At 72.6% G+C, this 23,538-nt stretch carries 20 protein-coding genes and 1 pseudogene; 13 read left to right on the top strand and 8 right to left on the bottom strand.

Annotated elements, in window-relative coordinates; genetic code table 11:
* Together ABZ135_RS17505 and ABZ135_RS17510 are read right to left on the bottom strand one after the other, a co-directional pair.
* Window positions 1–783 (bottom strand): TIGR04222 domain-containing membrane protein, encoded by a 783-nt coding sequence (locus tag ABZ135_RS17505; protein WP_356696574.1) that lies wholly within the window; start codon window positions 781–783, stop codon window positions 1–3.
* A gap of 100 nt (window positions 784–883) precedes the next feature.
* A complete protein-coding gene (locus ABZ135_RS17510; protein ID WP_356696576.1) occupies window positions 884–1,888 on the bottom strand; it encodes a hypothetical protein in 1,005 nt (334 codons plus the stop codon).
* 222 nt (window positions 1,889–2,110) lie between these two features.
* On the opposite strand from ABZ135_RS17510, the gene gcl reads away from it, so the two are divergent.
* Entirely contained in the window at window positions 2,111–3,889 is a 1,779-nt protein-coding gene (gene gcl / locus ABZ135_RS17515) for a glyoxylate carboligase (protein WP_356696662.1), read from the top strand.
* Window positions 3,890–3,955: 66 nt separating this feature from the next.
* On the opposite strand, the pseudogene ABZ135_RS17520 reads toward gcl, so the two are convergent.
* Window positions 3,956–4,740, bottom strand: a pseudogene (locus tag ABZ135_RS17520) (transcriptional regulator).
* A gap of 81 nt (window positions 4,741–4,821) precedes the next feature.
* On the opposite strand from ABZ135_RS17520, the gene ABZ135_RS17525 reads away from it, so the two are divergent.
* Window positions 4,822–5,919 carry an MFS transporter gene (locus ABZ135_RS17525; RefSeq protein ID WP_356696578.1) on the top strand — a complete coding sequence of 366 codons (1,098 nt, stop codon included), beginning with the start codon at window positions 4,822–4,824 and terminating at the stop codon, window positions 5,917–5,919.
* Window positions 5,920–6,222: 303 nt separating this feature from the next.
* Here ABZ135_RS17525 and ABZ135_RS17530 read toward each other — a convergent pair whose 3' ends face one another.
* The 3 genes from ABZ135_RS17530 to ABZ135_RS17540 all read right to left on the bottom strand — a co-directional run bounded on the left by ABZ135_RS17530 (window position 6,223) and on the right by ABZ135_RS17540 (window position 9,680).
* The gene (locus ABZ135_RS17530; protein ID WP_356696580.1) at window positions 6,223–7,680 is read right to left on the bottom strand and encodes a catalase; all 1,458 of its coding nucleotides are present in this window, start codon (window positions 7,678–7,680) and stop codon (window positions 6,223–6,225) included.
* Between the two features lie 210 nt (window positions 7,681–7,890).
* The gene (locus tag ABZ135_RS17535) at window positions 7,891–8,781 is read right to left on the bottom strand and encodes a 2-hydroxy-3-oxopropionate reductase (RefSeq protein ID WP_356696581.1); all 891 of its coding nucleotides are present in this window, start codon (window positions 8,779–8,781) and stop codon (window positions 7,891–7,893) included.
* 65 nt (window positions 8,782–8,846) lie between these two features.
* A complete protein-coding gene (locus ABZ135_RS17540; protein WP_356696583.1) occupies window positions 8,847–9,680 on the bottom strand; it encodes a TIM barrel protein in 834 nt (277 codons plus the stop codon).
* Between the two features lie 141 nt (window positions 9,681–9,821).
* Here ABZ135_RS17540 and ABZ135_RS17545 point away from each other — a divergent pair, with 141 nt between their 5' ends.
* The 9 genes from ABZ135_RS17545 to ABZ135_RS17585 all read left to right on the top strand — a co-directional run bounded on the left by ABZ135_RS17545 (window position 9,822) and on the right by ABZ135_RS17585 (window position 18,346).
* Window positions 9,822–10,097 (top strand): thiamine-binding protein, encoded by a 276-nt coding sequence (locus ABZ135_RS17545; protein ID WP_356696664.1) that lies wholly within the window; start codon window positions 9,822–9,824, stop codon window positions 10,095–10,097.
* 44 nt (window positions 10,098–10,141) lie between these two features.
* Window positions 10,142–10,480, top strand: coding sequence for a helix-turn-helix domain-containing protein (locus ABZ135_RS17550; RefSeq protein WP_356696666.1), 339 nt, complete (start codon window positions 10,142–10,144; stop codon window positions 10,478–10,480).
* A 155-nt stretch (window positions 10,481–10,635) separates the two neighbouring features.
* Window positions 10,636–11,151 (top strand): 2-oxo-4-hydroxy-4-carboxy-5-ureidoimidazoline decarboxylase, encoded by a 516-nt coding sequence (gene uraD, locus ABZ135_RS17555; RefSeq protein WP_356696585.1) that lies wholly within the window; start codon window positions 10,636–10,638, stop codon window positions 11,149–11,151.
* A complete protein-coding gene (uraH, locus tag ABZ135_RS17560; protein WP_352079732.1) occupies window positions 11,151–11,558 on the top strand; it encodes a hydroxyisourate hydrolase in 408 nt (135 codons plus the stop codon). The genes uraD and uraH overlap by 1 nt, the downstream gene beginning before the upstream one ends.
* Window positions 11,559–11,563: 5 nt before the next feature.
* The gene (pucL, locus tag ABZ135_RS17565; RefSeq protein WP_356696587.1) at window positions 11,564–12,487 is read left to right on the top strand and encodes a factor-independent urate hydroxylase; all 924 of its coding nucleotides are present in this window, start codon (window positions 11,564–11,566) and stop codon (window positions 12,485–12,487) included.
* A gap of 72 nt (window positions 12,488–12,559) precedes the next feature.
* The gene (locus ABZ135_RS17570; RefSeq protein ID WP_356696589.1) at window positions 12,560–13,966 is read left to right on the top strand and encodes a nucleobase:cation symporter-2 family protein; all 1,407 of its coding nucleotides are present in this window, start codon (window positions 12,560–12,562) and stop codon (window positions 13,964–13,966) included.
* A gap of 48 nt (window positions 13,967–14,014) precedes the next feature.
* Window positions 14,015–15,406: an 8-oxoguanine deaminase gene (locus ABZ135_RS17575; protein ID WP_356696591.1), complete on the top strand. Its 1,392-nt coding sequence runs from the start codon at window positions 14,015–14,017 to the stop codon at window positions 15,404–15,406.
* Between the two features lie 394 nt (window positions 15,407–15,800).
* On the top strand, window positions 15,801–17,150 hold the full coding sequence (locus ABZ135_RS17580) for a nucleobase:cation symporter-2 family protein (RefSeq protein WP_356696668.1): 1,350 nt from the start codon (window positions 15,801–15,803) through the stop codon (window positions 17,148–17,150).
* Between the two features lie 71 nt (window positions 17,151–17,221).
* Complete coding sequence (locus ABZ135_RS17585; protein WP_356696593.1) at window positions 17,222–18,346, top strand: aspartate/glutamate racemase family protein; 1,125 nt, start codon at window positions 17,222–17,224, stop codon at window positions 18,344–18,346.
* Window positions 18,347–18,473: 127 nt separating this feature from the next.
* Here ABZ135_RS17585 and ABZ135_RS17590 read toward each other — a convergent pair whose 3' ends face one another.
* On the bottom strand, window positions 18,474–19,016 hold the full coding sequence (locus tag ABZ135_RS17590) for a hypothetical protein (protein WP_356696595.1): 543 nt from the start codon (window positions 19,014–19,016) through the stop codon (window positions 18,474–18,476).
* 217 nt (window positions 19,017–19,233) lie between these two features.
* On the opposite strand from ABZ135_RS17590, the gene ABZ135_RS17595 reads away from it, so the two are divergent.
* Together ABZ135_RS17595 and ABZ135_RS17600 are read left to right on the top strand one after the other, a co-directional pair.
* Window positions 19,234–20,190 (top strand): fibronectin type III domain-containing protein, encoded by a 957-nt coding sequence (locus ABZ135_RS17595; RefSeq protein ID WP_356696597.1) that lies wholly within the window; start codon window positions 19,234–19,236, stop codon window positions 20,188–20,190.
* A gap of 34 nt (window positions 20,191–20,224) precedes the next feature.
* Window positions 20,225–22,108, top strand: coding sequence for a hypothetical protein (locus tag ABZ135_RS17600; RefSeq protein ID WP_356696599.1), 1,884 nt, complete (start codon window positions 20,225–20,227; stop codon window positions 22,106–22,108).
* 103 nt (window positions 22,109–22,211) lie between these two features.
* On the opposite strand, the gene ABZ135_RS17605 is transcribed toward ABZ135_RS17600, so the two are convergent.
* Complete coding sequence (locus ABZ135_RS17605) at window positions 22,212–23,360, bottom strand: GDSL-type esterase/lipase family protein (protein WP_356696601.1); 1,149 nt, start codon at window positions 23,358–23,360, stop codon at window positions 22,212–22,214.
* Window positions 23,361–23,538 lie beyond the last annotated feature (178 nt).

Consider the following 23,538-nt stretch of genomic DNA (forward strand, 5'->3'; position numbering starts at 1 on the left):
TCACTCCGGCAGGCCGTCCGGGCAGGCGGGCCCGTCGGGGGTCCAGCCGCGGGGGCCGGAGGGGGTGTCCTCCTGGGGGTGGCGGGACAGGAGGCCACCGTCGCGGGAGAAGTGGGGGAGGAAGAGCGCGAGGGCCGGGTCGCCGTAGAGGGCCACGTACAGGAGGACGTCCCGGCCGTCGGTCACCGCGCGCCGGTGGGCGGGCAGGGGGTGGCGGGCGCGGAGGTCCGCGAGGAGACGGTGGGCCGCGCGGGTGGTGGGCGGGACGCACAGCAGGGCCGCGGCGGCGAGCACCGGCACGGCGCCGGCGGCGAGCGCCGGGCCCGACGCGCCCGTGGTCCACAGACCCGTGCCGACCGTGACGGGCACGCACAGCAGGAGCACCCGGGCCGCCAGGAGCCGCCCCGGCGGGCGCAGCAGACCTCGGCTGCCGAGCTCCGCGGCCAGCGCGGCGAGGGCCTGGCGGGCCTGGGGCCGGGAGGCCAGGACCCGCAGGGCGAGGGCGCGCTGGAGCGAGCGGTGCACGCCGAGCTGGAGCGGGTCGTGGGTCCGGCCGGCCCCGCCGTTGGCGCGAATCGTGCCCCGCCGGCCCGCCGCCACCGCACCGCGCTGGTGCAGGGCGACCAGGGCCACCGTGACCGCCGCCCGCGGGCCGCCGCGCAGCAGCGCGAGCGCCTGCGGCGGCGGTTCGGGCCCTTCCTGGCTGCGGGTATGCAACAGCACGGCCGCCAGGCCCAGTTGACCGAGCGCCACCCCCAGGAACCACCACATCCCCGTCGTCATGGTGTTCACCCCCCGTAGGTGTTGTGCCCGGGGGAGGGGCGATCGTCACGTGCCGGATGGCCGAATTCCCTCGGCCATGGGGCCTCACGGCCTCATGGCTTCACGGCGCTCCGGTGGCGAGGAGCTCGGCCGCGGGGCCGTTGACGGGCTGCGGGGTGCCGGTGAGGTCGAGGACGAAGAGCGGGATGCCGAGGCCCTCGGCGCGCTCATGGGCCTCGGGGGTGTATCCGGCGAGGGAGAAGGAGACGCTCAGCGCCGCGCTGCTGAGCCCGTTGAGCCACAGGCACTCGACCGCCCGCAGTCCGGTCGGCCGCGTGCTCGGGTCCACCTGGGCGACGAGCCCGGGCCCGCGCAGGTCCACGGCCGAGGCGGACCGCTCCTCGGGCTGGACGACGTCCCGGAAGCCCAGCCACCGCAGATACCCGGCGGACGCGGCGACGGCGTCCCGAGTGGTGCGGATCGTGACGGGCCGGAACGGGGCACGGGCGGCTTCGGGGCCGGGCCGGGCGGCCGCGGGGCGCGGCGGCGGCAGGGGCGAGGGATGCCGTCGTACGAAGGGGGAGAGCGCCTCCGGGCCCGGGTGCCGCACGGCAGCGGCCTCCCCACGGGTGTCCAGGTCGTCCGGGCGGTCCAGGTCGGGAGCAGTTTCCGGGCTCTCCGGTACGAGCGGCCGGCGGCCTTCCGCCCGGGCCGCGCCTGTCCCGCCGGGCCCCTGCTCGTCCCGCTCCACCACGGCGTCGAGCCCGACCGCCGTGCCCGTGCCCACGGGCTCCTGGGCACCCGGGAGTGCGCCGCGCACCGTACCCGTACCTCCGCCGGACCCTGCGGATCCGTCGGACCCGCCCGCCTCCCGTACCGGCACCCGCAGCACCGCCCCGCACGCGCAGCCGACCTCCGGGTGGGGCCAGTCGGTCGCACGGGCGCAGGCGGGGCAGTGGACGGTCACCCACTCGTCGGCCCCGTTGCGGTGGGTGAGGGGCGTGGCGGTGGCGCCGGGGATCACCGGGGGCGCGACCGGGGTGCCGCAGGAACAGGGGAAGGCGGGCGCCGCGTACCGCAGCGCGCGGAGGCACTCCGGGCAGCGCACCTCGACCGAATCACCCACACCGAACCCCCTCCGCCTCGTGCCTCCCCATCGTCCACCAATCCGGCCGCCCGGGGGGTGGACTTCGGCCATCCCGTGCGGCCGGGCCCCGTCCCCCTCTTCGGACGTCTCTTGACGCCTCTCCACCACCCCACCTACATTGCTTCCGTATAGCAGAACAGTACTTCCGCATTATGGAAACAAGTCGTCAGGCCCCGAAGCAGGAGCACTCCCATGCCTCGTATGACCGCCGCCGCAGCGGCCGTTGAGATCCTCAAGCGCGAAGGCGTCACCAACGCGTTCGGCGTGCCCGGCGCGGCGATCAACCCCTTCTACCGCGAGCTCAAGAACGTCGGCGGGATCAGCCACACCCTCGCCCGCCACGTCGAGGGCGCGTCCCACATGGCCGAGGGCTACACCCGGGCCAAGGCCGGCAACATCGGTGTCTGCATCGGCACGTCCGGCCCCGCCGGCACCGACATGATCACCGGCCTGTACTCCGCGATCGCCGACTCGATCCCGATCCTCTGCATCACCGGCCAGGCCCCGGTCTCGAAGCTCCACAAGGAGGACTTCCAGGCCGTCGACATCGCCACGATCGCCAAGCCGGTCACCAAGGCCGCGACGACCGTCCTGGAGGCCGCGCAGGTCCCCGGCGTCTTCCAGCAGGCATTCCACCTGATGCGCTCCGGCCGTCCCGGCCCGGTCCTCATCGACCTGCCGATCGACGTCCAGCTCACCGAGATCGAGTTCGACCCGGAGACGTACGAGCCGCTGCCGGTCTACAAGCCGCGCGCCACCCGCGCCCAGGCCGAGAAGGCCCTGAACTTCCTCCTGGAGTCCGAGCGCCCGCTGATCGTCGCCGGCGGCGGCATCATCAACGCCGACGCGACCGACCTGCTCGTCGAGTTCGCCGAGCTGACGGGCATCCCGGTCATCTCCACCCTCATGGGCTGGGGCACCATCCCGGACGACCACGAGCTCGCCGCCGGCATGGTCGGCGTCCAGACCGCGCACCGCTACGGCAACGCGACCTTCCTGGAGTCGGACCTCGTCCTCGGCATCGGCAACCGCTGGGCCAACCGCCACACGGGTTACAACCTGGACGCGTACACCAAGGGCCGGAAGTTCGTCCACGTCGACATCGAGCCGACCCAGCTCGGCAAGATCTTCGCCCCGGACTACGGCATCGCCTCCGACGCCAAGGCCGCCCTGGAGCTCTTCGTCGAGATCGCCAAGGAGTGGAAGGCCGCGGGCACGCTGCCCGACTTCTCCGCCTGGGCCGCCTCCGCGCAGGAGCGCAAGGCCACCCTCCAGCGCCGCACGCACTTCGACGACATCCCGATGAAGCCGCAGCGCGTCTACGAGGAGATGAACAAGGCGTTCGGCCCCGAGACGCGCTACGTCACCACCATCGGCCTCTCCCAGATCGCGGCCGCGCAGTTCCTGCACGTCTACAAGCCGCGCCACTGGATCAACTGCGGCCAGGCCGGCCCGCTCGGCTGGACCATCCCGGCCGCGATCGGCGCCGCCACCGCGGACCCGGAGACCCCGGTCGTCGCGCTCTCCGGCGACTACGACTTCCAGTTCATGATCGAGGAGCTGGCGGTCGCCGCCCAGCACAAGGTCCCCTACGTCCACGTCCTGGTGAACAACGCCTACCTCGGACTGATCCGTCAGGCACAGGGCGGCCTCGGCATCAACTTCGAGGTCAACCTCGAGTTCGAGAACATCAACACCCCGGAGATCGGCGTCTACGGCGTCGACCACGTCAAGGTCGCCGAGGGCCTGGGCGTCAAGGCGATCCGCGTCGAGGACCCGAACAAGCTGGGCGAGGCCCTGGAGCAGGCCAAGAAGATGGCCGTCGAGTTCCAGGTCCCGGTCGTCGTCGAGGCGATCCTGGAGCGCATCACCAACATCGCGATGAGCAAGACGGTCGACATGAGCGACGTCACCGAGTTCGAGGAGCTCGCGACCGAGCCGGGCCACGCGCCCACCGCGATCAAGGCCCTGAAGGTCTGACCTTCCGCCGTCCGATCCGGGTGCCGTGACCAGGCCCCCGCCCCGAGGAGCACCGGGGCGGGGGCCTCACCCTTCCCGCCCCGCCCGTACGAGAACGGCCCCGGCCTCCGTCCGATCGCACAGCACCGAGCGCCCCGCCCGCCTCCGCCGGACCAGCCCCGCGTCGAGGAGCACGGTGAGCGCGACCCACTGGCTGGTGGACTCGGGCGATCCGAGCCGTACGAGGATCCCGGCGCGGGCCCGCCCGAGGAGCGCGCCGAGCGCTTCGGGCACCACCGGGCCGGCGGCGTCCGCCAGAACGCCCGCGCACGGGTAGACGATCGCGGACCGCTCCGTCCCCTCCCATGACGACCAGCCCCTGGCCGGTGTCACCGGGGACGAACAGCAGCCTGCCGCCGTCGACCGAACGCGGCGGGTAGTCACGGGTGTTGATCTGGAGCCGGCCGTCACCGAGCCGGCGCAACCTGCCCGGACACAGTTCGTCCAGCGCCGCCGCCCAGCCGCCCCGGCTCAACAGGGCCGTCCGCGCGACCACATCGGTCTCGACGATCCGCCTCCGGCGGGGCCACTCCGGCAGGACTGTCTCCCGCCACACCCACTCCAGGACCTCGGCCATCCGTCGCGGCAGATCGCGCCGCGACCGCAGGGGCTCCGGTACGGGCCCGCCCACGGCCACCTCCAACTGCGGTACAGCATCGGCCGGTTCGGCCTCCCGTACCGCCTCCATCTCCTCCTCGAAGGTAGGCTCGCCCTCGCCCAGCGGCGTCGGCGTGAGGAAGTCGGCGTGCGAGCGGCGACACCACGAACCGGCTGCGCGCCAGCGCGTCGGTACCGATGTGCCACCAGCCCATGGCCCCCCTCGCACGCGTCCTTCTTTCGTCTCCGTGCGAAACGATAACGGCGGTGCACGGCCCGGCCCCAGACTCCGCCGCATGCCCCGTTATCGCGATCTCTTCCGCACGCCCGAGTTCACCCCGCTCTTCCTCAGCGGGTCCGCGCTGGCCGCGGCCCAGACCCTCGCCGGGCTCGGCCTGGCGACCCTCGTCTTCCGGGCGACCGGCTCCCCGCTGCTGTCCGCCCTCGCGATGTTCGCTCCGGCGCTCGCGCAGCTCGTGGGCGCCACCATCCTGCTCTCGGCCGCCGACCGGCTGCCGCCGCGCGCGGCACTGACCGCCGTCGCCCTCGTCTTCGCGGCCGGCACCGCGGCGCAGGCCGTCCCCGGCCTGCCGGTCGCTGCCGTCTTCGCGCTGCTCTTCCTCCAGGGGCTCGTCGGCTCCGTCGGCGGGGGGGGGGTGCGCTACGGGCTGCTCACCGAGATCCTGCCGCGTGAGCGGCTCCTGATCGGCCGATCGGTGTTCGACATGGCCGTCGGCGTCTGCCAGATCGTCGGCTTCGCCGCGGGTGGGCTGACGATGGCGCTGCTCTCGCCGCGCGGCACCCTGCCGGCCGGCGCCCTGCTCGCCCGCTGGGGGCTCTCCCGGCGGTCCCCACGGGCGACCGGCCGGGCGTCGGCCGCCGAGACCTGGCGGACCAACGCCCGGCTGTGGTCCTCGCGGCCGCGCCGGCACGCCTATCTGGCGCTGTGGATCCCGAACGGGCTGGTCGTCGGCTGCGAATCGCTCTTCGTGCCGTACGAGCCCGAGCGCGCCGGGCTGCTGTTCGTGTGTGCCGCCGTCGGGATGCCGGCCGGGGACACCGTGGTCGGACGGTTCGTTCCGGTGCGGTGGCGGGGCCGGCTCGCCACGCCCCTGCAGGCGCTGCTCGCGGCCCCGTACCTCCTCTTCCTCCTCCGCCCCGGGCTTCCGCTCGTCCTCGTCGGTCTGCACGCCTCGGGGGATGCTCGCGCTCCAAGGGGTGAGCGCCGCCCTCGCGGGGCCGTCGCCCAGCTCACCTCGCCGGCGACGGCGATGACGGTGCCGGCGGCCGGCTCGCTCGCGGTGACCGCCGCCCTGCGGATCGCCGAGGCCCTCCCCGTACACGAGGAAGAGCGCGGAACCAGGGACCGTAAACCTGGTTCCGCGCTCTCGTGATGCCCGCCCGACGGTGCGAGGCTGGCGCGACAGGACGTTCGCGCCGCCGGGCGGAGTATGGGCCCCCTTCTTGTGCGAGAAGGGGGGCGTTGGGACCGCGGTGGTGCCGACGGGCGCCGGGGACATCCCCTTCCTTCAGGTCAAGAAGGGGAGCCTCGGGCCCTTACCACCGCACTGGCTCGGCGCCACCGCGGTCCTCACGCTGTCCGGTTCGCCGACCACCCCTCATCCGGGCCGGCGATCCGGACCGCGTACGGCACTGACCTCCCGTCAGGGGCCGTACGCAGTCGGGGTGTCGGAGGATCAGTCCTCGCGCAGGGCGCGGACGGCCTCCTCGACGCGCCGGCCGTACTCGGGGTCGGCGGCGGCGAAGTGGGCGATGTTCTTCTCGATGATGTCCTCGCGGGAGACCTGCGAGAGGCCACCGGCGATGTTGGCGACCAGGCGGGCCTTCTCGTCCTCGGACATCAGGCGGTAGAGCTCACCGGCCTGGAAGAAGTCGTCGTCCTTGGTGTGCTGCGGGGCCGCGTGGGTGCCGGTCCAGCCGTGGATGGCGAGCGGCGCGGACAGCGGGACGTCGGTCTGGCGCGGACCGGAGTACGAGTTGGGCTCGTAGTTCTTGTCGTGGCGCGAGCCGTTGCGGGTGGCCATGAAGCCGTCGCGGCCGTAGTTGTCCGCGACCGTCGCCCTGGGGGCGTTCACCGGAAGCTGGGTGTGGTTGACGCCGAGGCGGTAGCGGTGGGCGTCCGCGTAGGCGAAGAGGCGGCCCTGGAGCATCTTGTCCGGCGAGGGGCCGATGCCCGGGACGAAGTTGTTCGGGGAGAACGCGGCCTGCTCGACCTCGGCGAAGACGTTGTCCGGGTTGCGGTCGAGGACCAGACGGCCCACGCGCTGCAGCGGGTAGTCCGCGTGCGGCCACACCTTGGTGAGGTCGAACGGGTTGAAGCGGTAGTCCGCGGCCTCGGCGGCCGGCATGATCTGGACGTAGAGGGTCCAGGACGGGTTCACACCGCGCTCGATGGACTGCAGCAGGTCGGTCTGGTGCGAGTTGGCGTCGCTGCCGACGACCTCGGCGGCCTGCTCGGAGGAGAGGCAGCGGATGCCCTGGTTCGTCTTGAAGTGGTACTTGACGAAGAAGGCTTCGCCCGCCTCGTTGGTCCACTGGTAGGTGTGCGAGCCGTAGCCGTTCATGTGACGGTACGAGGCGGGGATGCCGCGGTCGCCCATCAGCCAGGTGATCTGGTGCGTCGCCTCGGGGGCGTGCGCCCAGAAGTCCCAGACGTTGTCCGGCTCCTGCTTGCCCGTGAACGGGTCGCGCTTCTGGGAGTGGATGAAGTCGGGGAACTTGATCGGGTCCTTGATGAAGAACACCGGGGTGTTGTTGCCGACGAGGTCGTAGTTGCCCTCCTCGGTGTAGAACTTCACCGCGAAGCCGCGCGGGTCGCGGACCGCGTCCGCGCCGCCGAGCGAGTCGGCCACGGTGGAGAAGCGCAGGAACAGCTCGGTCTTCTTGCCGACCTCGGAGAGGAAGGCGGCCTTGGTGTAGGCGGTGACGTCGTCGGTCACCTCGAAGAAGCCGTACGCACCGGAACCGCGGGCGTGCACCACGCGCTCCGGGATGCGCTCGCGGTTGAAGCGCGCGAGCTTCTCCAGCAGGTGCTGGTCCTGGAGCAGGATCGGGCCACCGACGCCGGCGGTGGCGGAGTTCTGGTTGTCGGCGACGGGCGCGCCGGACTCGGTCGTAAGCACACGCTGGACCATCTTGTCGGGTCGACCTTCCGTACGGGAGAGCTGCACTGCTGACTGCGGGTGAGTGCTCTGGAGCGTAAGGACGCGCCGCGAACAACGTCAACAGTTTGTTGAAAATGAAGTCTGGTGTTCCGGGCGGCGGCGACGCCTGGGCGCGACAGGACAGGTTGTCAGCGCCGCCACCGCCCGGAAATCTGGGCCCCGTCACGGACGGGGGGCGGATCAGACCTGCTGGCCGGAGAGGCGCTCGACGGCGCGCAGCAGGGCCGAGTGGTCCAGGCCGCCGTCACCCTGGGCGCGCAGGGAGGCGACGAGCTGGGCGACCACGGCGCCGACCGGGAGGGCCGCGCCGACGTTGCGGGCGGCGTCGGTGACGATGCCCATGTCCTTGTGGTGCAGGTCGATCCGGAAGCCGGGCTTGAAGTCCCGGTTCAGGAAGTTGTCCTTCTTGCGGGTCAGGACCGTGGAGCCGGCCAGACCGCCGTTGAGGACGTCGAGGGCGGCGTTCAGGTCCACGCCGGACTTCTCCAGGAAGACCACGGCCTCGGCGCACGCCTGGATGTTGACGGCGACGATGAGCTGGTTGGCCGCCTTCACCGTCTGGCCGGAGCCGTGCGGGCCGCACAGGACGATGGTCTTGCCGAGGGCCTCGAGGATCGGCAGGGCCGCGTCGAAGTCGGCCTTCTCGCCACCCACCATGATCGACAGGACGGCCTCGATGGCGCCGGCCTCGCCGCCGGAGACCGGGGCGTCCAGGACGCGCAGGCCCTTCTCGGCGGCGTTCTTGGCCAGGTCCACGGAGGTCTGCGGGGTGATCGACGACATGTCGATGATCAGGGCACCCGACTTGGCGTTCTCCAGGATGCCCTCGGGGCCGTAGGCGATCGCCTCGACCTGCGGGGAGGCGGGCACCATCGTGATGACCACGTCGGCGTCCTTGACGGCCTCGGCGATCGAGCCGGCCGCGGTGCCGCCGGCCTTCGCCAGACGGTCCAGCTTGTCCTGCTCGAGGGTGTAGCCGGTGACCGAGTAGCCGGCCTTGATCAGGTTCTCGGACATGGGGGAGCCCATGATGCCGAGGCCGATCCATGCGATCTTGGGGAGGGTGCTCATGGTGAGGGTCCTTCTCTGAAGCTTCGTACGAAAAGGTCGGGGGTCGCCTGGCGGAACGCCTGGACTTACTTGGCGGCGCGGGCCTCTTCCGGCAACCATCCGAAGGAGGCGGCGGCGTCGGCGGCCTTGTACTCCAGGCCGACCCAGCCGTCGTAACCGGCCTTCTTCAGCTCGTCGAGCAGGCGCTCGAGCGGGAGCTCGCCGGTGCCCGGCGCGCCGCGACCCGGCATGTCGGCGATCTGGACGTGGCCGGTCTTGTCGGCGTAGCGCGCGATGACCTCGCTCACGTCCTCGCCGTTCATCGACAGGTGGTAGATGTCGAGCAGGAACTTGGCGTTGCCGAGTCCGGTGGCCGCGTTGACCTTGTCGACGATCTCGATCGCGGAGGGGGCGCTCACCAGCGGGTAGAGCGGGGACTCCGGCTTGTTGAGGGTCTCGATCAGCAGGATCGCGCCGACCCGGTCGGCGGCGCGGGCCGCGAGCACCAGGTTCTCCAGGGCGAGCTCGTCCTGGACGGCCGGGTCCACGCCCTCGACGCGGTTGCCGTAGAGCGCGTTGAGCGCCTTGCAGCCCACCGAGGCGGCGAAGTCCGCGGCGACGTCGATGTTGGCCCGGAAGCGGTCCGACTCCTCACCGGGCACCGAGACCGCGCCGCGGTCCGGGCCGGGGAGCTGTCCGGCGTAGAAGTTCAGGCCCACGAGCTGGGTGCCGGCGTCCTCCAGAGCCTTCTTGAGGGCGTCGAGCTCGCTCTGGGCGGGGGTGGCGGTGTCGATCCAGGGCCACCACAGCTCGACCGCGGTGAAGCCCGCCGCGGCGGCGGCCGCGGGGCGCTCCAGGAGCGGGAGTTCCGTGAAGAGGATCGACAGGTTCACATCGAAGCGCTGGTCCGTGTATCCCATGAGGGGTCGGCGCTCCTTCCGTATTGCGGAAGTAACTTTCTGTCTGACGGAATGTTGCAAGCAGAGCGCTCGGCTTGTCAAGGGGTCCCCGCAGGTCCGGGGCTCCCGTAGCCGCCGAACGGCCCGTAGCGTGGGGGCATGGTGCGTTTGAGAGTGGAGTTCACGACCGAGCCGTTCGACCTCGACGAGGCCCCGGCGCACGCGGTCGTGGCGCGTGAGGTCATCCAGTCGGCCGAACTGGACGCGGTCGACGTCGGCCCCTTCGGCAACACGGCGGAAGGGCGCGCCGACGAGGTGCTCACGGCGGTGGACGCGTTGCTGCGCCGGTCCCTCGCGGCCGGCGCCACCCGGGTGTCGCTCCAGGTGAACGTGCTCGGCGAGGCCGGCGGCGACGCGGCCGGCGAGGGGGCGAAGTGACCGAGCATCCTCTGGTCACCGCGGTGAAGCCGCTGGTCGACGCCATGGGCGCCGAGATGCTGGTGCCGGAGCAGGCCGAGGCCGACGACGTCGTCCTCGCCTGGGAGGGCGAGGACGTGCTCGCGGTGCGGCTGCCGCAGTTGTCCGAATCCCTCGACCACATTCTGGCCGCCATGGAACGACGGCACGGGATGCCGCTCGCCGAGCTCGACCGCAAGAGCAAGCAGGAGGTGGTCCGGATCCTGGAGGCACGCGGTGCCTTCTCCGTCCGCCACGGGGTCGAGACGGTGGCCGGCGCCCTGGGCGTCAGCCGCTTCACCGTGTACAACTACCTGAACCGGGAGACCGCCCTGAACAGGGAAAAAGCCCCGAAGGACAGCTAGTTGATCAATCCGCACCGGAAGCCGTCGTCCAGATGTCGGGACGACGGCTTTTGTGTGGCCGAGTTTTCAACAAAGTGTTGACGTCGTGTTGCGGAGGGCGTTAGCTATCCGCAGCCCGTCCGACGCACAGCGAAAAACAGCCACGGAGGCTTCCCGTGACTTCAGGTACGACACCGGGCCTCACCCGGTTCAACACCTCGGCGGAGGGCGACGCCCTCGCCGCGCTCCACGAGGTGTGCTCCAGCTCGGCGTGGGGGAGCAAGATTCTCGCCCAGCGCCCGTTTGCCACCGCCGAAGCCCTCTTCCTCGCCAGTGACGCCGCCATGGCCGAGCTCACCGCCGAGGACCTGGCCGAGGCGATGGCGGGCCACCCGCCGATCGGTCGTCCGAAGGCCGGGGACCCGACCTCCTCCCGCGAGCAGAGCGGGATGGCCGGTGCCTCCGAGGAGCTCAAGGCCGAGATGCTCGAACTCAACCTGGCCTACCAGGACAAGTTCGGTCATGTCTTCCTCATCTGCGCCACCGGCAGGACCGGCGAGCAGATGCGCGACGCCATCCGGATCAGGATCGAGAACTCGCCCGAGCAGGAGCGGGAGATCGTCCGCACCGAACTGGGCAAGATCAACCGCATCCGTCTGACCCGTCTCGTAGAGACCGAGGAAGAGAACTGATGAGCACCGACACGACCGCCTCGGTGTCCACCCACATCCTGGACACCAGCATCGGCCGACCGGCCGAGGGCGTGGCCATCACGCTCGCGGCCCGCGCCGGCTCCGACGCCGAGTGGGTCGCCCTGGGCGGATCCGCCACCGACGCGGACGGGCGCTGCAAGGACCTCCCGGCCCTGCCGGAGGGCACGACCCACGTACGGCTCGACTTCCAGACCGAGGCGTACTTCCTGAGCAAGCAGAACAAGCAAGCCGAGGCGCAGCAGGACGCCCCCGCGAATCGGGACAGTGGTGCTCCGGTCGCGTTCTTCCCGGAGGTGGCGATCACGTTCGCCGTCGTGCCGGGCGAGCACTACCACGTACCGCTGCTGCTCAACCCGTTCGGCTACTCCGTTTACCGAGGGAGCTAGCAGACATGCCCACGATTCTCGGCCAGAACCAGTACGGCAAAGCAGAGAACCGCGTCGTCAAGATCACCCGCGACGGCGCCACCCACCACATCAAGGACCTGAACGTCTCCGTCGCCCTCTCCGGTGACCTCGACGACGTCCACCTCACCGGCTCCAACGCCAACTGCCTCCCCACCGACACGACGAAGAACACCGTCTTCGCGTTCGCCAAGGAGTACGGCATCGAGTCCGCCGAGCAGTTCGGCATCCACCTCGCCCGCCACTTCGTGACGAGCCAGGAGCCGATCAAGCGCGCCCGGATCCGGATCGAGGAGTACGCCTGGGAGCGGATCGCCAGCTCCGACGCCAACTCCAAGTTCATCGGCGCCGACGAGGTGAACCACTCCTTCGTCCGCAAGGGCCAGGAGACCCGCGTCACCCAGATCACCTACGACGGCGAGAAGTGGGAGGTCATCTCCGGCCTCAAGGACCTCGTCGTCATGAACTCCACCAACTCGGAGTTCTGGGGCTACATCAAGGACAAGTACACCACCCTCCAGGAGGCGTACGACCGCATCCTGGCCACCCAGGTGTCGGGCCGCTGGCGGTTCAACTGGACCGACGACGACCAGCGCATGCCCAACTGGGAGCGGTCCTACGAGCAGACCAAGAAGCACATGCTCGAGGCATTCTCGGAGACGTACTCGTACTCGCTGCAGCAGACGCTCTACCAGATGGCCACGCGGATCATCAACCACCGCGCGGAGATCGACGAGGTCCGCTTCTCGCTGCCGAACAAGCACCACTTCCTGGTCGACCTCGAGCCCTTCGGTCTGAAGAACGACAACGAGGTCTACTACGCCGCGGACCGCATGTACGGCCTCATCGAGGCCACCGTCCTCCGGGACGGCGCCACGGCGCAGATCCCGGTCGACATGACCAACCTCTAAGCGGCACTGCGTCACCGGTCCCGCCCGCCCGCAGTCGGGCGGGGCCGGTGCACCAGACCGGAGGGAACCTCCATGGCACAGCCTGCACAGGGGCCGGCAACCGCCGAAGGCCCGTGTTCCACCCCGCCGTCCACCCCGGCCGCCTGCCACCCCGTGGACGAGAAGCTCCCCGCCTCGCGGCTCGTCCCCGCGGCACTCCAGCACATCGCCGCGATGTACGCCGGCGTCGTCACCCCTCCGCTCATCATCGGCCAGGCCGTCGGCCTCGACGCCGCCGGAATGACCCGGCTGATCGCCGCCAGTCTCCTCATCGCCGGCTGTGCCACCGTCCTGCAGACCCTCGGCCTCGGCCGCTTCGCCGGAAACCGGCTGCCGTTCGTCAACGCCGCCTCCTCCGCCGGCATCGCGCCGATGCTCGCGATCGCCGAGACCAGCGCCCCCGGACACCAGCTTCCCGCCATCTACGGCGCGGTCATGGTCGCCGGTGTGTTCTGCCTCGCCGTCGGCCCCTTCTTCGGCCGGCTCCTGCGCTTCTTCCCGCCGCTGGTCACCGGCGTCGTGATCACCCTCATCGGGGTCACCCTGATGCCTGTCCCCGTGGGCTGGGCCCAGGGCGGCGACCGGCACGCCGCCGACTTCGGCGCCATGAGGTACCTGGCACTCGCCGGCTTCACCCTCGTCGTCATCCTGCTCTTCCAGCGCTTCGGCAAGGGATTCGTCAAGCAGATCGCCCTGCTGCTCGGCCTGTTCATCGGCACGCTCGCCGCGATCCCCTTCGGCATGGCGGACTTCACCGCCCTGCGCGAGGCACCGGTCGCCGCGCTGCCGGCCCCCTTCGCCTTCGGCACCCCCGAGTTCCAGCCCGCGGCGATCCTGTCCCTGTGCATCGTGATGCTGGTCCTGATGACCGAGTCCAGCGCCGGCATGCTCGCCCTCGGCGAGATCTGCGACCGGCGCAGCGACGGCAGGACCATCACCCGCGGCCTGCGCACCGACGGCATCGCCACCCTGCTCGGCCCCGTCTTCGGCGGCTTCCCCACCTCGGCCTTCGCCCAGAACGTCGGCGTCGTCTCGCTGACCCGGGTGCGCAGCCGGTACGTGGTCGCCGTCGCCGGCGGCGCCCTCCTGGTCCTCGGCGCCTTCCCCGTCCTCGGCGCGGTCGTCTCGCTCGTCCCCATGCCGGTCCTCGGCGGAGCGGGCATCGTCCTCTTCGGCTCCATCGCCGTCAGCGGCATCCGCACGCTGTCGGAAGCGGGCCTCGACGACAGCTCCAACATCATCCTGGTGGCCGTCGCCCTGGGAGCCGGCATCATCCCGCTCGCCGCTCCCACCTTCTACGCCGGATTCCCCGCCTGGGCGCAGACCGTGCTCGGCTCCGGCATCAGCGCCGGCGCGCTCGTCGCCGTCCTGCTGAACCTGTTCTTCCATCATCTCGGCACCCGGAGCCGTCACACGGCCCCGGCACTCAAATCCTCCTAGGGTCCTGCCGTGCCCGACCGTCTCCCCTGGAATGAAGGAAGCACCGCCATGGCAGCACCTTCGGCAGCCCCCCAGCGCATCGTCATCGAGAACGCGGCGATCGCGACCGTCGACGCGAACGACACCGAGTACGCCACCGGCCACCTGGTGGTCGCCGACAACAGGATCGAGTCCATCGGTGCCGGCAAGGCGCCCGAGGGCCTCGAGAACGTGGTCCGGCGGATCGACGCCACCGGCCATCTGGTCACGCCGGGTCTGATCAACACCCACCACCACTTCTACCAGTGGATCACCCGGGGCCTCGCGACCGACCACAACCTCTTCAACTGGCTGGTCGCGCTCTACCCGACGTGGGCGCGGATCGACGAGCGGATGGTGCGCGTCGCCGCGCAGGGCTCCCTCGCCATGATGGCCCGCGGTGGTGTGACCACCGCGATGGACCACCACTACGTCTTCCCGAAGGGCTCCGGCGACCTGTCCGGCGCCATCATCGGGGCCGCCCGCGACATGGGCGTCCGCTTCACCCTCGCCCGCGGCTCCATGGACCGCAGCGAGAAGGACGGCGGCCTGCCGCCGGACTTCGCCGTCGAGACCACCGAGGGCGCGCTCGCCGCGACCGAGGAGACGGTGAAGAAGTTCCACGACGCCTCCTTCGACGCGATGACCCAGGTCGCCGTCGCCCCCTGCTCGCCCTTCTCCATCTCCACCGAGCTGCTGCGCGAGGGCGCGGCCCTCGGCCGCCGGCTCGGCGTGCGGATGCACACCCACGGCTCGGAGACCGTGGAGGAGGAGAAGTTCTGCCACGAGCTGTTCGGCATGGGCCCGACGGACTACTTCGAGTCCACCGGCTTCCTCGGCGAGGACGTGTGGATGGCGCACTGCGTCCACATGAACGACTCCGACATCGAGGCGTTCGCCCGCACCAAGACCGGCGTGGCCCACTGCCCGTCGTCCAACGCGCGCCTCGCCGCCGGCATCGCCCGCGTACCCGACATGCTCAAGGCGGGCGTGCCGGTCGGCCTCGGCGTCGACGGCACCGCCTCCAACGAGTCGGGCGAACTCCACACCGAGCTGCGCAACGCCCTGCTGATCAACCGCCTCGGCGCCCACCGCGAGGCCGCGCTCAACGCCCGCCAGGCCCTGCGCCTCGGCACCTACGGCGGTGCGCAGGTCCTCGGCCGCGCGGACAGCATCGGCTCCCTGGAGCCGGGCAAGCTCGCCGACTTCGTCCTGTGGAAGATCGACGGCCTCGGCCACTCGTCGATCGCCGACCCGGTCACCGCCATCGTCTTCGGCGCGGCGGCCCCGGTCACCGCGTCCTTCGTCAACGGCAAGCAGATCGTCGAGAACAACCGACTGCTGACCGCCGACGAGGACGAGATCGCGCGCGACGCGCGCACGGAGGCCCAGCGCCTGGCCCGCATCGCGGCCCAGGGCTGATCCTCCCCCAGGAGTCCGACCGAGGGGGACGGCCCTCGGTCGGTCGCCGCGCACCCGAGCGGGGTGCACGGCAGCCGGGCCGGGGGGTGTCCGTACGCACCAGTCGTACGGCACCCCCCGGAACGGTGAACCCGCGTCCGCCGCCCCCACCGGACGCACCGTCACCGCGCCGCACCCCTCCGCCCGGCGCACCGCACCACCGAGCAACGAGCCGCACCCTCGCACCCGCACCGCATCGCACCACCTCCCTGACATCCTCGTCGCCGCCGACGTGTAACCGACCGGAGGAACCGCCGTGGCCGCCACGCCCCAGGTTCGCAATGCACCAGACGAAGGCTCCGCTCCCGAAGACCGCGAGAAGCATCCGGTCGACGAGACGCTGCCGCCCATCAAGATGCTCACCAGCGGCCTGCAGCACGTGGCCGCCATGTACGCCGGAGTCGTCGCCCCGCCCCTGATCGTCGGAGCGGCCGTGGGCCTCTCCGGCACCGAACTGACCTTCCTCACCGGAGCCAGTCTCTTCACCGCGGGACTCGCCACCTTCCTCCAGACCCTCGGCGTCTGGAAGATCGGCGCCCGGCTGCCGTTCGTCAACGGTGTCACCTTCGCCGGCGTCGCCCCGATGCTCGCGATCATCGACACGACGAAGGACAAGGCCGACGCCCTCCCCGTCATTTTCGGCGCGATCATCGTCGCCGGACTCCTCGGCTTCATAGCCGCCCCCTGGTTCTCCCGCCTCGTGCGGTTCTTCCCGCCGGTCGTCACCGGCTCCGTGATCACGCTCATCGGCGTGTCCCTGCTGCCGGTCGCCTTCGGTTGGGCCCAAGGGCCCAACCCCGCGGCGAAGGACTACGGTTCGACCACCTATCTCTCGCTCGCCGGCATCACCCTCGTCGTGGTCCTGCTGCTGCGCCGCTTCACCCGCGGCTTCCTCAAGCAGGTCGCCGTCCTGGTCGGCCTCGTCATCGGCACCCTCATCGCCATCCCGTTCGGCGTCACCGACTTCAGCCCGGTGACCGAGGCCGACATCGTCGGCTTCCCGACCCCGTTCCACTTCGGCGCCCCGCAGTTCGCCCTCGCCGCGATCATCTCCATGTGCGTCGTCATGCTGGTGTCCATGACCGAGTCGACCGCCGACATGCTGGCGCTCGGCGAGATCGTCGACCGCCCTGCGGATGAGAAGACCATCGCCGCCGGTCTGCGCGCCGACACCCTCGGCTCGGCGATCAGCCCGCTCTTCAACGGCTTCATGTGCAGCGCCTTCGCGCAGAACATCGGCCTGGTCGCCATGACCCGGATCCGCAGCCGCTTCGTCGTCGCCGCCGGTGGTGGCTTCCTGGTCCTGATGGGCCTCTCGCCGGTGGCCGCCTCGCTGATCTCGGTCGTGCCCCGGCCGGTGCTCGGCGGCGCGGGCGTCGTCCTCTTCGGCTCGGTCGCCGCCAGCGGCATCCAGACCCTGGTCAAGGCCGGTCTGGAGAAGGACAACAACGTGCTGATCGTGGCCGTCTCGCTGGCCGTCGGCATCATCCCGATCACCAAGCCGGAGTTCTACCACGCCTTCCCCGAGACGGCGAAGATCATCCTGGACTCGGGCATCTCCACCGGCTGCGTCGCCGCCGTGCTCCTGAACATCGTCTTCAACCACCTCGGCCGGCGCCGGGACGACGACGAGGTGACCGCTCCGATGGAGCCGGGCGAGGAGATCTCCGAGACCCGTACGGCGAAGGCGGCGCACGTCCACTGAGCCACCGCCGTCCGCCTCTCCACCCCGCCGCCCCGGCCCCCGCGCACCTCGCGGGGCCCGGGGCCGCGGCCGTGGTGCTGATCAACCCCAACACCTCCACGGCGACGACCCGCCTGATGACGGCGATCGCCCGCCGCTCCCTGTCCGCCGCGGGGCTCCCCGTCCGGGGCGTCACGGCCCCCGCGGGCCCGTCCATGCTGACCACCCCCGCAGCCCTCCGCGCCGCCGTCCCCCACGTCCTCACCGCCGCCCACGAGGCCCTGACCGGCGGCGCCTGCACGGCCCTCGTCGTCGGCGCCTTCGGCGACCCGGGCGTGTCGGAACTACGGGCCCGCTGGTCGCGGGGACGGGGCGAGGGGACGGTGCCGCCGTACGACCCGCCGGGTGCCGGGACGGGCCCCCGTCGGCCCGCGGGGGACCGAGCGGCGCCCGGGCCGTACGGCTCGCCGGATGCCGAACCGGTGCCCTGGCGGGCGGCCGAGGACCGAGCGGCGTCCGGGCCCGAGGGTTCCCTGCCGCCGTACGGCCCTGCGGCGGGGCTGGCGACCGGCCCCGCAGGTTCCGTGCCGCCGCACCGCCCCGGCTGGGCGTCCGGGCCTGAGGGTTCCGTGCCGCCGTACGGCCCTGCGGCGGGCCTGGCGACCGGCCCCGCAGGTTCCGTGCCGCCGTGCCACCCCGGCTTGACGGCCGGTGCCGAGGGGCCGGCGCCGCCGTACGGGCCGTACGGGCCGGAGGGTCTCGCGCCCGGCCCTCGGCCGGCCGGCGTGGGCCACCCGGCGTGGGGCCACGGGACGCTGGGCGTCCCCGTCGTCGGGATCGGCGAGGCGGCGCTCGCCGAGGCCGCGGCCGGTGGCCGGCGCTTCGGGATCGCCACGACCACGCCGCGCCTTGCCGGTTCGATCGTCGCCCACGTCGCCCGCCTGGGTCTCGCCGACCGGTTCACGGGCACGCGTTTCACTCCCGGCTCGCCCGGCGACCTCGCCTCGCGCCCCGACGTGCTGCTCGCCGCCCTGGAGGAGGCCGTCCGCGCCTGCGTCGTACGGGACGGGGCCGAGGCCGTCGTCATCGGCGGCGGCCCGCTCGGCGACGCCGCCACCGCCCTCCAGGACCGCCTCGACCTGCCGGTCATCGCCCCCGTCCCGGCCGCCTGCCGCCAGTTGCTGCGCCTGCTGGGAGAGCAGGGCCCGCAGGGCTGAACCCCGCCGGGCTGGGCGTGCCGTGTCCTGTTCGCCGTCCCGGCCGCCTGCCGCCAGGTGCTGCGCCTCCTGCGGGAACAGGGCCCGCAGGGCTGAGCCGCGCCGGAGCGGGCGTGCTGCGTCCCGGTCACCGTTCCACCTCCATCCGGCGTCGGCACTCCGGGGCCAGGGCCGGGTAGGCGGCGGCGATGGCCTCGTAGAGGCGGCGGCGGAGGAGGCGCTCGGCCTCGGCGCGGCCCGTGTCGCCGTAGAGGTCGTCGAGGAGGGACTCGTAGCGCGAGAGGGCGTGGCGGAGGTAGCCGACCTGCCAGCGGGCCATCGCCGCCGCCGTGATGCCGCCGGGGCCGCGCGCCCCGAGCAGGTGGCGGTGGCGCACCGCGCGGCGTTCCAGCTCCGGGGCCGGGAGGCGGGGCACCTCGATCGGTTCCGCCCGGATCGCGGCCAGGACGGCACGGCGCCGTCGCTCGGCGGCCACGCCGGTCGCGGCGGAGGTCCGCCCGGCGGTGAACTCCGGGGTGCGCTCGACCGCCTCGACGCGCGCGAGGAGATAGAGCCGCACCGGGGCGGGCGACCACCGCCTCGGGTCGCGGCCCTGGACGTCGGCCTGGCCCAGCAGCTCGCTGACCATCGCGTCGCTCCAGCCGCGCCCGCGCAGTCCGGCAAGGGACACATATGTCGTACGGTCCGTCACGATTCCCCCAGATTCGACTACGGAGAGTGATGAACCCAGTGAAGCGCACCCCACTGACAACGCCCCCTCCATGCCTCCGTCCCCCCGCACTCTTGCCGCGCCCCCGACCCGTGTGTCATACAGGTCCAGACCTTTCACGGACACGGACACGGACACGGATACGGACACGGACCGCCCGGCCGGACGGAGGCATCCCGTGCGACGCCCGCTCGCCACAAGCCTGTTGACGCTCTCGACGCTCACCCTCACCGCCTGCTCCGGCGCCGCCGAACCCGCCGAGGACACCCGCGCCCCCTCCGTCCCCACGGCCGTCACCGCCACCGCCGGCAGTGCGAGCAGCGTCCACGTCATGTGGAGCGCCGCCACCGACGACCGGGCCGTCACCGGCTACACCGTCTACCGCCACGGCCACAAGGTGAAGGAGCTCCCGGCCGGCACCCTCATGACCGACATCACCGGTCTCACCCCCGCCACCCCCCACACCTTCACCGTCCGGGCCCGCGACGCCGCCGGCAACGTCTCCGCCGACAGCGCCGCCGTCACCGCCACCACGCTCGCCGCCACCGCCCAGGACCGCACACCGCCCACCCGCCCCACCGCCCTGCGCGTCACCCCGGCCGGCCGCGACGGCGCCACCCTCACCTGGCGCCCCGCCCGCGACGACACCCGGGTGACCGCCTACGACGTCTACCAGGCGGACGCACGCGTCCACACCGTCCCCGGCACCGCCACCACCGCCCGCCTGACCGGCCTGCGCCCCGGCACCGCCTACTCCTTCACCGTCCGCGCCCGCGACGCCGCCGAGAACTCCTCCCCGGACAGCGACCCCGCCGACCTCACCACCGCGCCCGCCCCCGGCGCCCGGCCGAACACCGCCCCCACCGACGTCACCGTCCGCGCCACCAAGGGCGCGATCACCCTCACCTGGACCCCGCCCCGCACCGGCGCCCCCGTCAAGGAGTACGAACTCCACCTGAACGGACGCTTCGCCACCACCATCGTCTGGGGCGCCCAGCCTCCGCCCGGCCCCGTCGGCTACACCCTCACCGTCCCCGCCGACCCCGGCGTCCGCCACACCCTCACCCTCCGCGCCCGGCTCCCCGACGGCACCTGGGGCGACTTCTCCGCCCCGCGCACCGCCGTCACGGTCTGAGCGCCCCGCCCCGCCCGGAACTACGCTGGGAAACGTGGCCGAGATCGTTCTCACCAACACCGGGCTCGACGCCTTCCTGGAGGCGAGCCCCGAGTTCCGGAGTCCCGGAGCGGCCCGCGCCGCCGACGCCGTCCTCGGTCTGCTGGCGCTGCGCGGGGCGGACCGGACGGCCGGGGTGCCCGAGCCCACGCCGGAGCTCGCGGAGCGGCTGCTCCTGGAGGACCTGCCCGCCTTCGTGTGCGCGGCAGCCGAGGAGCTCGACCTGTACCCGGCGGTGCTGCGGGCGCTCGCCGGACGGTTCGACGGGGAGCGGCGGGCGCGGGTCGAGCGCGTGATCGGCGAGGCCGCGGGCGACTTCGAGCGGGCCATGCGCGACCCCGGGAACCTCACCTGGCCCCGCTGGTACGCCCAGCTTCTGCGCGCCGACGGCACCGACCCGGACGACCCCGAGGCCGTACGGGCGTGGCTGGACGGCCTGGCGGAGCCGCCGCTGCCCGACGGGGCGCGCCGGGCGGACCTGATGGGCCGTACGGCCCTCGCCGACGTGCTCCTCTCCGAGGCCCTGACCCGGGCGTACGTACGGGATGCCGAGCGGCCGCCGGCCGCCGGGCCGGTCCTGAGCGACCACGACGTGGCCCAGGGCATCGGCACCGTCGCCGCCGCGCTGCTCGACCGCTGGACGGCGGCGGGGCTCGCCGAGGGGCTCGTCGGCGACTACGCGCACCTCGCGCCCGGACCGGACGACTTCCCCCATCTCGTCCTCGCCGACGCCCTGCTCGACGAGCACCTCGACTACTACGGGGAGCCGTCCGTCCCGCTGCCGCCACCGGAGCCCGAGGCCGCGCCGGATCAGGACGCCCGGGACCAGGACGCCCCGACGTCCCGGGACCAGGACGCACGGTCGGCCCGGGAACAGGACCTGGAGCACGACGCCGACCTGCTCGCCGCCGCCGTCGAGGCCCTCGCGGAGCCGGACCCCGAGACCGGGGCGTACGGCGGCGAGGCCGCGCACCTCCTGTACACCCTCTACCAGCGCGGCTGCTCCGCCGAGTCCGTCGCCCGCAGAGCCGCCGAGTTCGAGGACTGGACGGTGGATCCGGCCCTGGAGGACGCCCCCGTCCGCGTACCGTCGCCCGCCTCCCCGGCGTACACCACCCCGACCGCCGGGGAGCTCGCCCGGCTGCTCGGCACGCCCGGCGTCAACGACACCGACCGGGCCCGGCTCGACAGGCCCGCGCACGCGCTCGCCGCGGTCGTCGACCGGCTGGCCGCGACCGGGCTCGTCTTCCGCAGCGGTGACGCCTTCGGTCTGACCCCGCACGGCGCCGCCGTCGTCCGCCACCTTCTCGGCGTGCGCGGGGTCGCGGTGCCCGACGCCGCCGCCGCGCGTGCCTGGGACGCGCCGGCCCTCGTGGCCGCCGCCCAGGGCTGGCCCCCGGCCGTCGCGGCCCGGGTCCTCGCCGACTGGCTGCGCGCCCACGGCGGCGGTGACGGAGGCGGTGACGGAGCCGAGGCGGCCTGGCGGCGCCTGCTCGGCGCGGTGGGCAGCGTGCACGCGCACGCGACCGACGCCGCCGCCACCCGTGCGCTGCTCGGTGTCCTCGACTGGTCCGCCGCCCCCGCGGCGGTGCTCCGCACGGCCGTCACCGACCCGGTGGCGGGCGCCCGGGCGGCCGAGGAGCTCCGGGCCCGGGGCGAGTCCGTCGACCCGGAGGCGGTGCCCCGGGCCGCCCGGGCCCTGCACGTCCTCGACCGCCTGCCGGCCAAGCGCGGCCCGCTGGAGTCCCGCCGCGCCGCCTTCGACGCCGCCGCGGCGGACTGGCCCGGCGGCTCGGCCGCCCTGGTCCACGCGATGGCGGAAGCCGACCCCCACGAGACCGCCCGGGTCCTGGGCCCGCTGGGCATCAGCCTGCCGTGAGGCCGGACCGTACGAGGCGCGACCGCGCGAGTCGCCCGGGCGCCCGGGCCCGCCCGCCCTTCCGGCCCCCGCCCCGACGTCAGCCCCGCCGTCAGTCCCGACGTCAGCCGGCCGTCAGGTACATCCCCGACGCGCCCGTCCCCGGCGTGTTGCGGCAGCTCACGTTGCCACCGGGGCGCTCGTCGACCAGGGCGAGGCAGCGGCCGAGGGCCGCCTGCCCGTAGGCGTTGGGGTGCATGTTCTCCTGGAGCGGGCCCTGGGTCTGGTTCTGGTCGATCCAGCGGGCCCATTCGCTCGTCGCCGCCGACGCCGGCACGGTCGCGCTCACCTGCTTGCTGGCCTTCGCGCACACCTCGCGCCCCTGCAGCATGTCGCGCAGATCCATGAACTGCGCGCCCTTGGCCGTGGCCACGGCCTTGAGGCGGTTCGCGATCTGCGGCACGAGGGAGTCGCGCGCCCAGTCGGAGTCCTTGTCCCAGAACGGGCAGCCGCCGGTGTTCGTCCGGCTCCAGCCGCTCTCGGAGTAGCGGTTCTCGGCGGCCCGGGGGATGGGGGAGGGGTACGACTGGAGCACGATCCGGTAGTCGCCGGAGGCGTAGCCCGCACCGGTCATCACGGCCCGGATCTCGTCTATCGCCTTGCCGACGTCCGCCATCACCCCGTCGATCTTCGCGTCGACCTCGGCCTGCTGGTCGTCGTGGCAGTAGGAGTACCAGACGATGTAGTCGGTGGCGCAGGTGGTGATGATGTCGGCGAAGCCGAGGTCGTTGCCGCCGATGGACAGCGCGATCAGCTTCACGTCGTGCGTGGCGGCGACGGTCGCGAGCTGGTCGGCCTGCGGGGCCTCGCCCTTGTACGCCACACCGCCGTGCGTCGCGCGGAAGACGTGGTCGGTGGTCGCGCCCGAACAGGCCAGGTTGACGAGGGCGGAGGCGATCGGTCCGGCGCTCTTGACCTCGGCGGTGTCCGAGCGGTGACAGCCGTTGGCCGCCGTGCTGCCGTAGACCCGCGAGGGGTCGTAGCCGCTGCCGGTCCAGGCGCGGTCGGTGCCGTTGCGGCTGCCGCTGGTGGTGAGGCTGTTGCCCAGCCAGCGGCCCGCCTCGCCGGAGATGTAGCTGTCGCCCATGGCGACGACGGCGGTCGGACCGGAGCCGGGGGAGGCGGCGGCGGGGGAGGGGGTCAGCGCGGAGAGCGCGGCGGCGAGGCACAGCACGAGCGACCCGCGCAGCGCACGGTGAGGGGACGAAGGCATGGCTGTACTCCTGCGGTGTGCGTACGGCGTCGTACGCGGAGCGGTGGGGACAGCCGCCGGCCGGTGGCATGGCGGAATTTCGCATGCCGTGGCTTGTTACCGCTAGGTAGCTGCGCGTCTCGGTTGCGTTACGTGACTTGTGAAACACCATGGATCGAAAAGCGTGCAAAGGGCGAAA

It is taken from the genome of Streptomyces sp. NPDC006339, assembly GCF_040612775.1.
Taxonomy (GTDB): domain Bacteria; phylum Actinomycetota; class Actinomycetes; order Streptomycetales; family Streptomycetaceae; genus Streptomyces.

Excerpts from the sequence above, each read along its gene's own strand:
- ABZ135_RS17605 (WP_356696601.1), bottom strand. The coding sequence starts at position 23,360 with ATGCCTTCGTCCCCTCACCGTGCGCTGCGCGGGTCGCTCGTGCTGTGC.
- ABZ135_RS17570 (WP_356696589.1), top strand. The coding sequence starts at position 12,560 with ATGGCACAGCCTGCACAGGGGCCGGCAACCGCCGAAGGCCCGTGTTCC.
- ABZ135_RS17580 (WP_356696668.1), top strand. The coding sequence starts at position 15,801 with ATGCTCACCAGCGGCCTGCAGCACGTGGCCGCCATGTACGCCGGAGTC.
- ABZ135_RS17550 (WP_356696666.1), top strand. The coding sequence starts at position 10,142 with ATGGGCGCCGAGATGCTGGTGCCGGAGCAGGCCGAGGCCGACGACGTC.
- uraH (WP_352079732.1), top strand. The coding sequence starts at position 11,151 with ATGAGCACCGACACGACCGCCTCGGTGTCCACCCACATCCTGGACACC.
- gcl (WP_356696662.1), top strand. The coding sequence starts at position 2,111 with ATGACCGCCGCCGCAGCGGCCGTTGAGATCCTCAAGCGCGAAGGCGTC.
- ABZ135_RS17540 (WP_356696583.1), bottom strand. The coding sequence starts at position 9,680 with ATGGGATACACGGACCAGCGCTTCGATGTGAACCTGTCGATCCTCTTC.
- ABZ135_RS17535 (WP_356696581.1), bottom strand. The coding sequence starts at position 8,781 with ATGAGCACCCTCCCCAAGATCGCATGGATCGGCCTCGGCATCATGGGC.
- ABZ135_RS17530 (WP_356696580.1), bottom strand. The coding sequence starts at position 7,680 with ATGGTCCAGCGTGTGCTTACGACCGAGTCCGGCGCGCCCGTCGCCGAC.
- ABZ135_RS17575 (WP_356696591.1), top strand. The coding sequence starts at position 14,015 with ATGGCAGCACCTTCGGCAGCCCCCCAGCGCATCGTCATCGAGAACGCG.
- ABZ135_RS17505 (WP_356696574.1), bottom strand. The coding sequence starts at position 783 with ATGACGACGGGGATGTGGTGGTTCCTGGGGGTGGCGCTCGGTCAACTG.
- ABZ135_RS17525 (WP_356696578.1), top strand. The coding sequence starts at position 4,822 with ATGCCCCGTTATCGCGATCTCTTCCGCACGCCCGAGTTCACCCCGCTC.
- pucL (WP_356696587.1), top strand. The coding sequence starts at position 11,564 with ATGCCCACGATTCTCGGCCAGAACCAGTACGGCAAAGCAGAGAACCGC.